General features: G+C 41.3%; 10 protein-coding genes. 8 read left to right on the top strand and 2 right to left on the bottom strand.

The window, feature by feature from the left end:
* Positions 1–28: 28 nt before the first annotated feature.
* On the bottom strand, positions 29–1,204 hold the full coding sequence (locus tag NCY30_RS05320) for a ribose-phosphate pyrophosphokinase (protein WP_006426732.1): 1,176 nt from the start codon (positions 1,202–1,204) through the stop codon (positions 29–31).
* A 160-nt stretch (positions 1,205–1,364) separates the two neighbouring features.
* Between NCY30_RS05320 and der the strand changes: the two genes are divergently transcribed.
* From der to NCY30_RS05305, 3 genes are read left to right on the top strand one after another with little or no spacing between them, the layout of a single operon-like run.
* A complete protein-coding gene (gene der / locus NCY30_RS05315; protein ID WP_006426731.1) occupies positions 1,365–2,693 on the top strand; it encodes a ribosome biogenesis GTPase Der in 1,329 nt (442 codons plus the stop codon).
* A gap of 2 nt (positions 2,694–2,695) precedes the next feature.
* Entirely contained in the window at positions 2,696–3,349 is a 654-nt protein-coding gene (gene plsY / locus NCY30_RS05310; protein ID WP_006426730.1) for a glycerol-3-phosphate 1-O-acyltransferase PlsY, read from the top strand.
* A gap of 31 nt (positions 3,350–3,380) precedes the next feature.
* Positions 3,381–4,391 carry an NAD(P)H-dependent glycerol-3-phosphate dehydrogenase gene (locus NCY30_RS05305; protein WP_006426729.1) on the top strand — a complete coding sequence of 337 codons (1,011 nt, stop codon included), beginning with the start codon at positions 3,381–3,383 and terminating at the stop codon, positions 4,389–4,391.
* Between the two features lie 76 nt (positions 4,392–4,467).
* Here the strand turns inward: NCY30_RS05305 and NCY30_RS05300 are convergent, their stop codons facing one another.
* Positions 4,468–5,355 carry a LysR family transcriptional regulator gene (locus NCY30_RS05300; protein WP_055181006.1) on the bottom strand — a complete coding sequence of 296 codons (888 nt, stop codon included), beginning with the start codon at positions 5,353–5,355 and terminating at the stop codon, positions 4,468–4,470.
* Positions 5,356–5,570: 215 nt separating this feature from the next.
* Between NCY30_RS05300 and NCY30_RS05295 the strand changes: the two genes are divergently transcribed.
* The 5 genes from NCY30_RS05295 (at position 5,571) to NCY30_RS05275 (ending at position 12,428) form a co-directional block, all read left to right on the top strand.
* Positions 5,571–6,407, top strand: coding sequence for a sugar phosphate isomerase/epimerase family protein (locus tag NCY30_RS05295; RefSeq protein WP_006426727.1), 837 nt, complete (start codon positions 5,571–5,573; stop codon positions 6,405–6,407).
* 42 nt (positions 6,408–6,449) lie between these two features.
* Complete coding sequence (locus NCY30_RS05290) at positions 6,450–8,420, top strand: FAD-dependent oxidoreductase (protein ID WP_055213620.1); 1,971 nt, start codon at positions 6,450–6,452, stop codon at positions 8,418–8,420.
* A gap of 92 nt (positions 8,421–8,512) precedes the next feature.
* A complete protein-coding gene (locus NCY30_RS05285) occupies positions 8,513–9,388 on the top strand; it encodes a shikimate dehydrogenase (RefSeq protein WP_006426725.1) in 876 nt (291 codons plus the stop codon).
* A gap of 27 nt (positions 9,389–9,415) precedes the next feature.
* On the top strand, positions 9,416–10,702 hold the full coding sequence (locus NCY30_RS05280) for an MFS transporter (RefSeq protein ID WP_055213622.1): 1,287 nt from the start codon (positions 9,416–9,418) through the stop codon (positions 10,700–10,702).
* A 292-nt stretch (positions 10,703–10,994) separates the two neighbouring features.
* The gene (locus tag NCY30_RS05275; protein ID WP_022416075.1) at positions 10,995–12,428 is read left to right on the top strand and encodes a hypothetical protein; all 1,434 of its coding nucleotides are present in this window, start codon (positions 10,995–10,997) and stop codon (positions 12,426–12,428) included.
* The last annotated feature ends 44 nt before the right edge of the window (positions 12,429–12,472 follow it).

Raw genomic sequence — 12,472 nt, 5'->3', positions numbered from 1 at the left:
AGTCGCCGGTGGCAAGTTCTCTGTATTTTTACAAAGTACCGTTGTGTTTCTCAAGAAGACGGTGAATCTTCTCAGTTGGATCCATAACTTTTCCGATACTGATGTCATGATTCATAGAATCAATGATCAATGCAATGAATTTACTCATGTCTGCAATCAGGAAATAAGGTTTTTCCTTTGCTTCGGCAGGAAGATAAGTAAGATTGGTAGTAATCACACGGTCGATATATCCTTTTTCATAATATTCATCGAATTTCTCGAATCCGTCTGTAAAAAGTCCGAATGTAGTGCAGACAAATACGCGGTTTGCTCCACGGTCTTTAATCTGTTTTGCAACATCGAGCATACTTTCACCGGAAGAAATCATATCATCAATGATGATCGCATCTTTTCCATCAAGATGTTCACCTAAAAATTCGTGAGCGACGATCGGGTTTTTACCATTTACAACCGTTGAATAGTCACGACGTTTGTAGAACATACCCATATTCACGCCCAAAACGTTAGAGAAGTATACAGCACGCTGCATAGCTCCTTCGTCCGGACTGATGATCATTAAGTGTTCTTTGTCTACTTTAAGATCCGGCTCAGCTTTTAACAATGCTTTCATGAACTGATACGGAGGATTGAAACTGTCAAATCCGTGAAGTGGAATGGAATTCTGAACACGTGGATCGTGGGCATCAAATGTAAAGATATTAGATACACCCATATCGATCAGTTCCTGAAGTGCGAGGGCACTGTCCAGAGACTCACGTTTGGTACGCTTGTGCTGACGGCTTTCATAGAGGAAAGGCATTACAACGTTGACACGGCGTGCTTTTCCGTTAGCAGCAGCAATGATTCTTTTTAAATCCTGAAAATGGTCGTCTGGTGACATATGATTTAAATGACCATTTACAGAATAAGTAAGACTATGATTGCAGACATCTACCATGAGGAAAAGATCTGCCCCACGGATAGATTCTGTCAGAAGTCCTTTGGCTTCTCCACTTCCAAAACGTGGACACGGACAATCGATCAGGTAATTGTCACGCATGTAATTATAATATAATGGTGAATCTGTGTTCTTGTCCATTGTGCTTTTTCTGAATTGTACAATGTAATCATTTACTTTTTCACCAAGTTCGCGGCATGATTCCAGAGCACCGATTTTAAGTGGTGCAACAGGAAGACCGCTTTCCATTAATTTGATATTTGGCATAATAAAAACTCCTGTGTATTTTATATGATAAGTTACTCCTAATTATTTATATCACTTTTTCTATAAAAAGGTCAACTACTGATTGGACTATTTGACAAAGGTAATGTATAATAGTATCGTTAAGTGACAAATATAGAATGAAATATAGAGGAGAGTTAAGATGAGTAAACCAGTAGTTGCTATTGTGGGAAGACCAAATGTCGGTAAGTCGACCCTTTTTAATGTACTGGCGGGAGAGATGATTTCGATCGTCAAAGATACGCCTGGAGTAACAAGAGACCGTATCTATGCCGATGTTACATGGCTGGATAAAGAATTTACTATGATCGACACAGGGGGTATTGAACCGGAGAGCAAGGACATTATCCTTTCTCAGATGAGAGAACAGGCACAGATTGCCATTGATACTGCAGATGTGATTATTTTTATCACAGATGTAAGACAGGGGCTTGTAGATGCAGATTCCAAGGTTGCGGATATGCTTCGAAGATCCGGGAAACCAGTTGTACTGGCTGTGAATAAAGTTGACAATTTTGATAAGTTCATGCCGGATGTATATGAATTCTATAATCTGGGAATTGGTGATCCGGTGCCGGTATCGGCTGCTTCCAGACTGGGAATCGGTGATATGTTAGATGCAGTGATCGCACATTTCCCGGAACATGAAGCGGAAGAAAAAGAAGATGAACGTCCGAGAGTGGCAATCGTAGGAAAACCGAACGTAGGAAAATCTTCTATCATTAACAAGTTGACAGGAAAGCAGCGTGTGATCGTATCTGACGTAGCCGGAACGACCAGAGATGCAATTGATACAAACGTTAAGTATAACGGAAAAGATTATGTCTTCATTGATACTGCCGGACTTCGAAGAAAGAGCAAAATTAAAGAAGAACTGGAACGTTACAGTATCATCCGTACTGTAACGGCGGTAGAACGTGCAGATGTAGTACTGGTCGTGATCGATGCGACAGAAGGTGTCACCGAACAGGATGCCAAGATTGCCGGTATCGCACATGAAAGAGGAAAAGGTATCATTATTGTTGTAAATAAATGGGATGCCATTGAAAAGAATGACAAGACCATGAGAGAGTATGAGAATAACGTACGTCGTGTGCTTTCATTCATGCCATATGCAGAGATTATGTATGTGTCAGCAGAGACAGGACAGCGTTTGAACAAATTATATGATATGATCGATATGGTGATCGAGAATCAGACACTGCGTGTTGCGACCGGTGTCCTGAACGAGATTATGACAGAAGCAGTTGCGATGCAGCAGCCACCGTCAGATAAAGGAAAGAGATTGAAACTGTATTACATTACACAGGTAGCGGTAAAACCACCATCATTCGTAATTTTTGTAAATAATAAAGAACTGATGCACTTTTCTTATACCAGATATCTGGAGAATAAGATTCGTGAGGCCTTTGGATTCCGTGGTACAGCTTTGAAATTCTTCATCAGGGAAAGAAAGGAAAAGGATCAGTAATCATGGAACGGTTGATATGTGTGCTTGTCGGATATGTGTTCGGACTGATTCAGACCGGATATCTATACGGGAAAAAGAATGGTGTTGACTTAAGAAAAAAAGGAAGCGGAAATGCGGGAACAACAAATGCACTCCGTACTATGGGATGGAAAGCCGGAGGAGTTACGCTGCTGGGAGACTGTTTTAAATGTGTTGCGGCAGTAGTGGTTGTACACATGATCTATGGGAAGACTCATACGGATATGATGCCGTTACTTTCTATGTATGCAGGAATGGGCGTGGTTCTTGGACATAACTATCCATTTTATCTGAAGTTCAAAGGTGGAAAGGGAATTGCGGCAACGGCAGGACTTATCATCAGTACAACAAATATATGGATCGTACTGATCTGTCTTGCAGCATTTATTGCAATCGTCGCAACAACAAGATATGTATCACTTGGATCTATGACAGTTGTTACGATTTATCTGATCAGTGTGATTGTATATGGTCAACACGGAGGATTTCATGTGGAAAATGTAGCGTATCTGCATGAGATGTATGGGATTGCAACATTTTTGATGATACTGGCATTCTGGAGACACAGAGCGAATATAAAGAGACTTTTAAGCGGCACGGAAAATAAGATCAGTGTCGGGGGAAAAGATAAAAAATAGTCAGAGACGATAAAAGAAAGGACAGGCTCTTATGGCAAAAGTAAGTGTGATCGGAGCCGGAAGCTGGGGAACAGCGCTGGCACTGCTTTTATATAAAAACGGACATGATGTGACAGTCTGGTCATATCAGGAAGAAGAAGTCCGCATGCTGAGTGAGAAGAGAGAACATGTGAGTAAGCTTCCTGGAGTAAAGATTCCAGAGGGAATATTCTTTACCGCGGATATAAAAGAGGCAGTAGAAGAAAAGGATGTAGTTGTACTTGCAGTACCGTCAATCCATGTAAGAAATACCGCAAAAAAGATCAATCCATATGTAAAAGATGGACAGATCTTAGTGGATGTAGCAAAAGGAATAGAAGAAGATACGCTGATGACTCTGTCTCAGCAAATTGAAGAAGAGATACCGCAGGCAGATGTGGCGGTCCTTTCCGGACCAAGTCATGCCGAGGAAGTAGGAAGAGGCCTTCCCACGACGGTCTGCATTGGAGCACATACAGAGGCGACTGCAAAGTATTTACAGCAGCTCTTTATGAATGAAGTGTTCCGTGTATATATTAGTCCGGATATTCTGGGAATTGAGCTTGGTGGATCGCTTAAGAATGTTATTGCACTTGCGGCAGGAGTTGCAGATGGCATGGGATACGGAGATAATACCAAAGCAGCATTAATTACCCGTGGAATTGCCGAGATATCAAGACTTGGTGTAAAGATGGGAGGTGCGGCTGAGACATTTGGCGGTCTGGCAGGTATCGGAGATCTTATTGTAACCTGTGCAAGTGTACACAGCCGTAATCGCAAAGCCGGATATCTGATGGGACAGGGTAAAACTATGAAGGAAGCCATGGATGAAGTTAAGATGGTGGTAGAAGGCGTATATTCTGCAAAGGCAGCGGCAAAGCTCGGAAAGAAATACAATGTATCACTTCCGATTATTGAGGAAGTAAATAAGGTACTGTTTGAAGATAAGAGTCCGAAAGAAGCGGTAAATGAACTGATGCTGCGTGTCGGAAAAGCAGAACACACAGCTCTTCCGTGGGAATAATAAAAAGATTAAGCAGATATGATATAAAGATAACAGAGACGAAAGTTTTTTAACAATTTTTCGTCTCTGTTATTTTTTACAGGTCTGCGTGTTCGGTTACGTATTTTTTAAAATCCATGATAACAGGCGCCTGATAAACATTCTTTAAAGTAGCCATATAAAAGAGTCTTTCCCAGGAAGGCTTTTCGATTTCGATAATGGATACAGGCATATAGGAAAGAACCGGCATCTTTGGAACAACTGCGATACCGAAGCCTGCACCGACAAGACCGGCAACTCCCTGGTCTTCTTCCATAGAGTAGGCAATTTGCGGATAACCTCCGCATTTTTTAAACAATTTGTCAATGACATGTCTTAAGCCGCTTCGCTTGGAAAATGCAATGTGCGGATAAGCAAGGGTATCTTTCAGATCAATAGAGCTGCGTCCTTCCAGTGGATGACCTTTGGGTACGATCAACACCAGTTCCTGCTTTGCGACAGGTGTGAATTCAATCAGCGGCTCATTGTCCATTATAGAGCAAAATGCGATGTCATATTTCCGGTCTTTTAATCCCTGAATCATATCAGAAGTAAGACCTGTGGAACTATGAAAATAAAAATCAATTTTTTTATCCGGCGTAGAATCCAGAAATCCTTTTACGAAATTGGGAACAACGGTACTGCTTAGAGCACGAAGTTCCACGATATCGATACGACCTTCGCCACGACCTGTCATCTGAAGCTTGTTAACGCTGGAATCAATCATATCCAAAGCCTGTTCAACATCAATAAGAAAAGCCTGTCCACATTTGGTAAGTGCTACATTACGGCCCTCCTTCTCGAAAAGTTTTACCCCTAGTTCCTTTTCAAGAGATGCAATAGCATGACTCAGACTTGGCTGAGTGATGGCAAGAATTTCAGCGGCTTTTGTGTAATGCTCCAGATGGGCCAGTGTGGCAAAATATCTTAGATGATACAGATTCATAAAGCCGGCCCCCTTTCTTTCGTTATATTTATATATGTCTATATCTTATCATGAACGGAAGGTAAAAACCTATGAATAAAATCTATAAATTAAAATAAAATAACTAATTTGTTTTTTATTTAACAAGGATATATAATCAAACCATAGCAAATATTACTAGATTGAACATTGAGAAAAAAGGGAATCTGTTCAATTTTAACAATGGAGGTAGAATTATGTCAAAAAAGAATCCAATCACAGTAAGTTCATGGACACTTGGAGATCAGTGCAAATTTGAAGATCGTGTTATCGCTGCAAAAGAAGCAGGATACGAAGGAATCGGTCTTCGTGCAGAGACTTATGTTGATGCTTTGAATGAAGGACTTCATGATGAAGACATTCTTGCAATTCTTGACAAACATGACATGAAAGTAACAGAAGTTGAGTACATCGTTCAGTGGTGTGAAGAACATCGTTCATACGAGCAGAAATACAAAGAGCAGATGTGCTTCCATATGTGTGAACTCTTCGGAGTTGGCCATATCAACTGTGGATTGATGGAAAACTACTCAGTAGAATATACAGCTCAGAAATTAAAAGAACTCTGCCAGAGAGCTGGAAAATATATCATCGGTGTTGAGCCAATGCCATACAGTGGTATTCCAAACCTTCAGAAAGGCTGGGAAGTTGTAAAAGCTTCTGGATGTGAGAATGCAATGCTTATCCTTGATACATGGCACTGGGTAAGAGCTAATCAGCCATATGACATCCTGACACCGGAAATCGCTAAGAAAGTTATTTCTATCCAGATCAACGATGCTTATGAGAGACCATACGCAGATTCAATCTTAAGAGATGAGTCAATGCATGATCGTCTTGCACCTGGAACAGGAGCAAAAGACACAGCCGGATTTGTTAAGATGATCAAAGATGCTGGAGTTGATCCAAAGGTTATCGGTGTAGAAGTAATTTCTGATGAGATCCTTGGAAGAGGACTTAAAGAAGCAGCTGCTTATACATATGAAAATACAGAAAAAGTATTAAAAGAAGCTTGGCCAGAAATGGTTGACTAATTTAGAAAACACATTTGATCAAAAGAGAGAGGTAAAAAAATAATGAAGTTCAAACATATGTTTTCTCCGATTCAGATCGGACCAATGACAGTAAAGAACCGTTTCGTAGTACCACCAATGGGAAATAACTTTGCAAAAACAGATGGAACATGGAGCGATGAGTCTGTTGCATACTATGCTGAACGTGCAAAAGGTCAGTTCGGTCTGATCACAATTGAAGCAACAGTAGTTCATAAAGGTGCAAAGGGCGGCCCAAGAAAACCTTGTCTGTATGATGATAACAGCATCGAGAGCCTGAAGAAGATTACCGATGCCTGTCATGCAGAAGGTGCTAAGATTTCTATTCAGCTTCAGAATGCAGGTCCGGAAGGAAATGCTAAGAATGCAGGAGCACCAATCCAGGCGGCAACATCTATTGCAGCAGCTGATGGAAGAGATATTCCGGAAGCAGTTCCTACAGAGCAGGTATATGAGCTCATTAAAGGATACGGAGATGCAGCAGTCCGCGCAATGAAGGGCGGAGCCGATGCAGTAGAAATTCACATGGCACATGGTTATCTTGTGAATTCTTTTATGTCACCAAGAACGAACAAACGTGTAGACGAATTTGGTGGAAATTTCGAAAACAGAATGAGATTTTCCCGTCTGATCGTTGAAGAAGTAAAGAAGAGAACAGAAGGTAAAATCGCAGTTCTTGCACGTATCAACAGTACAGAAGATATGTTTGGCGGTCTGGATAATCACGATATGTGTGCAGTCGCTTCTTATCTTGAAGACTGTGGAGTCGATGGACTTCACGTATCACGTGCAGTGCATCTGAAAGATGAATATATGTGGGCTCCAACAGGAATTCATGGCGGATTCTCTGCAGAGCTCGTAGCAAATATCAAAAATTGTGTATCCGTTCCGGTTATCACAGTCGGACGTTACACAGAGCCACAGTTCGCTGAACAGATGGTAAAACTTGGAAAAGCGGATCTGGTAGCATTCGGACGTCAGTCACTGGCTGATCCTCATACTCCGGAAAAGGCTCAGGAAGAAAGACTGGAAGATATGACACCTTGTATCGCATGTCTGCAGGGATGCGTTGCCAACATGTATGCAGGTAAACCTCTTTGCTGTCTGGTAAATCCAGTACTTGGACGTGAAGTTGAGGGACTTCCGAAAGCGGAAAAAGCAAAGAAAGTATACGTTATCGGTGGCGGTGTAGCAGGTATGTGTGCAGCATTCACAGCTAAGAGACGTGGACATGATGTAACATTATTTGAAGCAACAGATAAACTTGGCGGAAACATGAGACTGGCTGCTTACCCGCCGGGAAAAGGTGACATCACAGGTATGATCAGAAGCTATATCGTAAAATGCGAAAAAGCCGGCGTAAATATCAAGATGAACACAAAAGTAACAGCTCAGATGTTAAAAGAAGATACACCGGATGCTGTTATCCTCGCAACAGGATCTGAAACATTAGTTCTTCCATTTATCAAAGGTATCCATAATCCTGATATCGTATATGGTGTGGACTGCCTGGAAGGAACACGTCCGGTAGGACATAAAGTTTTAGTTGTAGGTGGAGGTATGGTAGGTGCCGAGACAGCAGATTTCCTTGCTGAACAGGGACATGAAGTATCTGTTATCGAGATGAGAGATGCGATCGGACCAGACGTAATCCACGAGCATCGTATCTTCCTTATGGAAGCCTTCGAAAAATACGGAATCGAGCAGATTACAAGCGCTGCTGTATCTGAAATCTTCTCAGATGGAGTAAGCTACAAGAATGCAGCGGATAAGTCTGATGAGACTATCTATGAAGCAAGAGGATTCGATACTGTAGTTCTTTCTATGGGATTCAGCTCCCGTTATACACACCGCGATGGTCAGAATGTTGTATATGATTTCGCTGATGAATTAAAGGACATCGTTCCGGAAGTTCATGTAGTAGGTGATGCAGTAAGAGCACGTCGTGCACTGGATGCTACAAAAGAAGCTTATGATGTGGCATTAAAACTTTAATCATTATATATAGAAATTGTAAGAAATGTGTATGTGACAGCTCGTAGTATGCGGGCTGTTATGAATAAAAGAAAACCAGGAGGGTTAAGATCATGGAAAAAAGAATTTCCGGACATACAGGCTTAATGGCATTATTTGGAACACCAGTTGGACATTCAGGATCTCCTGCAATGTACAACTTCAGCTTCCAGCATGATGGCTTAGATTATGCTTATATGGCATTTGACGTAACAGAAGAGGAAATGCCAAAAGTATTCGAGTCTATTCGTTTATTAAATATGCGTGGTGGTAACTTCACTATGCCATGCAAGAACATCGCAGCACAGCTGGTAGATAAGCTGTCACCTGCAGCTGAGATTATCGGAGCCTGCAATGTATTTGTTAACGATGACGGAGTGATCACAGGACACATTACAGACGGTGTCGGATTTGTTAAGAATCTGGAACTCAACGGAGTACCTGTAAAAGACAAAAAGGTTGTTGTTCTTGGAGCAGGTGGAGCTGCTACAGCAATTCAGGTTCAGCTGGCACTGGACGGAGCAAAAGAAGTAAATATCTTCAATATTAAAGATAAATTCTTCGAAAGAGCAGAAGGAACAAAGGCCAAATTAGCTGAAAAGTGCCCAGAGTGTGTAGTTACAGTAGACGACCTTGACGACAAGGCAAAACTGGAAGAAGCAATCAAAGCATGTGATATTCTTGTAAATGCTACAATTATGGGAATGAAACCACACCAGGATGTAACACTGGTAGATAAATCATTATTCCGTAAGGATCTGGTTGTTGCAGATACTGTATACAGCCCGGAAAAAACAAAGATGATTCTGGAAGCAGAAGAAGCAGGATGCAAGGCAATCGGCGGAGTAGGAATGCTTCAGCAGCAGGGAGCAGTAAACTATGGGCTGTTCGTAGGAAAAGAAATGCCGCTTGCTGAGTATCAGGAATTTCAGAAAGCACAGGCAAAATAAAACAACTTGATAAAGGAGAATGAGGGAATGAAAGCAAAGAAATATTTATGGTCTATCATCTGTGTATATTTTTGCTATCTGACACATGGTATTCAGGCAATCATTTTAAGCCAGAATAATGTGAATTTCGCAAAACAGTGGGGATTCAATATGTCAGATCCGCAGTCGGCAGCATATGCAGCAGGACTTGCAGCAGTAAGTACCGCAGTAGCATGGACTGGATTTGGTAAATTCGTAAGCGTATGGATCGGTGGAGAGATCTCAGACCGTGTCGGACGTAAGAAACTGATGATCGGTGGAGCAGCGTTATATATTATCTGCTTCCTTGGATTCTTATTTACTAAGAGTGCACTGGTTGCTTCTGTATGCGGTTTTGCATCTGGAGTTGCAACTTCTGGATTCTGGGATGCTTCAGGATATCCTGCAGTACAGGAAGCTTATCCGGCAGCACCTGGATCAGCACTTGTAGGAATCAAATTCTTCGTTTCACTGTCAGGTATGGTATATCCACTTCTGGTTGTACATAACGCAAACAGCGGAAACTGGAAATTAAATGTTATGATTCCGGTAGTTATGTCAATTATCTGTCTGGTACTTGCAATTATCGCACCATTCGTATATGATGATCAGAAGAAGGCATCAGAAGGAACTGATGGCAAATCAAAAGATGCAGTGCAGGCAGAGATCGATGCAGCGAAAGCAGCAATGCTTACAAAGCCAGGGAAATTTGTAGTATTTCTGGTAATGTTTTATGCATTCCTTTGCATGGCAATCATGTATGGTGCTCAGCAGTATACAAAAGCGTTCGGATTATCCGTATGTGGACTTTCTGAGATGCAGGCAGCAGGTATGACTTCTATTTATACGATTGGTTCTATCTGTGCAGTACTTTTCTGGGCATTCATGATGGCTAAATTAAAATGGAGCCCGCTGAAAGTTGTCTTGATTGATTCTATCTGTACTGCAGTAGCACTTGCAGGTGTTCTGTTTATTCATCAGGTAGCAATTATCTACATTGCAATTGCAATGTTAGGATTCTTTGCAGCAGGTGGTGCTCTTCAGACTGGCCTTGCAGTGGTTCAGTTATTCAACCCGGGACCAAAGGGAAGAAACACAGGTATTTATTACACATTTATGGGTGCAGCAAGCTACCTGATTCCGGTAGTAGCAGCACAGCTTACAAAAGCATCTGGTGAGGCAAATGCAGTATACAGCCTCATGATCATGTTATTAGTATTTGCAATCCTTGCTATTTTAAGTTCCCTCTACTTAGTAGCACAGCACAAGAAAATCTTCGGAAAGAGTGCATTGTAAAATATAATCAAGAATACAGAAAACCTGCCACCGGCAACTTTTCTTGTATATTTGGTATAAAAAGGGACTGTTGTTCCGAATAATGACGGATAGACAGTCCCTTTCTTTTAACATGGTATTGTTAAAAAAAAGACATTCATAGAAAACGTCGAAGAAATAGAGGAAAATACAGCTTATTCCATAGATATTTTTTATGGAATAACTGATATTATGTTATAGTAAATTTTTGATACCTGAAGCATACGAAAAAAATGTATGTAAAAATTATTAAAACGAAGGAGGACGCTCAAAGATGAGTCCGAAAAAAGCAAAAAGAGCTAATGAACTTCCTTATATTCCTCTTGGACCATTTCAGTGGAGAATTCCTGGAATCCATTACAGAGTAGAATATGTGGAATTTTTTCAGGGTCTGATCCTTGGCGCTACAGCTTTAAGTTCCATTCCGTACCTGACTGATAATCTTGGACTTCCATATGAACTTGCATGGAGCTGTGTCATCATTGAAGTATTTATGTATATGCTTCATGGATGGTTAGGAGATCCGGTAGTCCCGGGATGGATTACTCCGACACTTCCATTTACCCTGGCGTATTTAAATGGGTTTGAAAAAGGACCAGACAGAATCCAGGCGATGATCGCATTGCAGCTTCTGGTCGCATTTGTATTTATATTTATGGGAATTACGAAACTGGCAGACAAATTTGTAAATGGTGTGCCAAATTCAATTAAAGGTGGTATCCTGATCGCAGCACCGATTACGGTATTGCAGGGACAATTATCAGATGGAAGCCAGCTTATGACGGCACCGGTAGCAACGCTTGCCGGTACATTATTACTTGCATTTTTAAGCTTTTCACCGTTCTGTGAAAAGAACAGAAGTAAATATAAGATATTAGATATTATGGCAAAATACGGCAACTTGTTCCCATATCTGATCGCTATGGTGGCAGGAGTTGCGCTTGGAGAATTATCAAAACCTGTATTAGAACTTGGAACAGTCATCAGAATTCCTGATTTCAGTAATATATTCCATACAGTCAGTATCTTTGCGGTAGGTTTTCCGCCGCTTTCGAAATTTATCAGTGCCATACCTCTGGCTTTGATCTGTTATGTACTCGCGTTTGGAGATTTTGTTACATCGAAGACGCTGGTAGAGGAAGCGCAGGAGAGCAGAAGCGATGAATATATCGACTTTAACTCAAGCAGATCTAATCTGATCAGTGGCTTAAGAAACCTGATCCTTGCAATTTTTGCACCATTCCCACCGCTGGCAGGACCGTTATGGGTTGGAATGACCGTATCAGTAGCGATGCGTTACAAAGAAGGAAAGAAAGCAATGAAATCATTGATTGGTGGAATGAGTTCTTTCCGTATGGCGACATTTATCAGTGTTATCCTGGTACCGATCGTATCTTTCATGAAACCAATCATGGGAGTCGGATCAGCAATTACATTATTGTTCCAGGCTTATGTCTGTGCAAGAATTGGTATGGAATACTGTCAGTCTAACACAGATAAGAGTATTGCAGGTGTTATGGCAGCGGTATTGGCGTTCAAAGGATCCGGATGGGCATTGCTCGTCGGCTTTGCAATGAACCTGTTACTTTCTAATATGGATTTCCAGAAGAAAAAACTGGGAGTGCTTACAACAGAGGAACTGGATCAGGTAGATGCCAAAAGAGATGAAGAAGCGCAGAGGCTTCTTACACAGAAAAAACAGGGATAAAAAATATGTGCCTGTGTTATGTTGTGTGGCAGGATAATATATTA

This window comes from Dorea sp. MB18-49 (assembly GCF_023669465.1).
Classification (GTDB): domain Bacteria; phylum Bacillota; class Clostridia; order Lachnospirales; family Lachnospiraceae; genus Dorea_A; species Dorea_A longicatena.
This window is presented reverse-complemented; position numbering and strand designations above follow the sequence as displayed.

Bases quoted from the DNA above. Each gene is read 5' to 3' on its own strand.
- NCY30_RS05320 (WP_006426732.1), bottom strand. From the start codon at position 1,204: ATGCCAAATATCAAATTAATGGAAAGCGGTCTTCCTGTTGCACCACTT.
- der (WP_006426731.1), top strand. From the start codon at position 1,365: ATGAGTAAACCAGTAGTTGCTATTGTGGGAAGACCAAATGTCGGTAAG.
- plsY (WP_006426730.1), top strand. From the start codon at position 2,696: ATGGAACGGTTGATATGTGTGCTTGTCGGATATGTGTTCGGACTGATT.
- NCY30_RS05305 (WP_006426729.1), top strand. From the start codon at position 3,381: ATGGCAAAAGTAAGTGTGATCGGAGCCGGAAGCTGGGGAACAGCGCTG.
- NCY30_RS05300 (WP_055181006.1), bottom strand. From the start codon at position 5,355: ATGAATCTGTATCATCTAAGATATTTTGCCACACTGGCCCATCTGGAG.
- NCY30_RS05295 (WP_006426727.1), top strand. From the start codon at position 5,571: ATGTCAAAAAAGAATCCAATCACAGTAAGTTCATGGACACTTGGAGAT.
- NCY30_RS05290 (WP_055213620.1), top strand. From the start codon at position 6,450: ATGAAGTTCAAACATATGTTTTCTCCGATTCAGATCGGACCAATGACA.
- NCY30_RS05285 (WP_006426725.1), top strand. From the start codon at position 8,513: ATGGAAAAAAGAATTTCCGGACATACAGGCTTAATGGCATTATTTGGA.
- NCY30_RS05280 (WP_055213622.1), top strand. From the start codon at position 9,416: ATGAAAGCAAAGAAATATTTATGGTCTATCATCTGTGTATATTTTTGC.
- NCY30_RS05275 (WP_022416075.1), top strand. From the start codon at position 10,995: ATGAGTCCGAAAAAAGCAAAAAGAGCTAATGAACTTCCTTATATTCCT.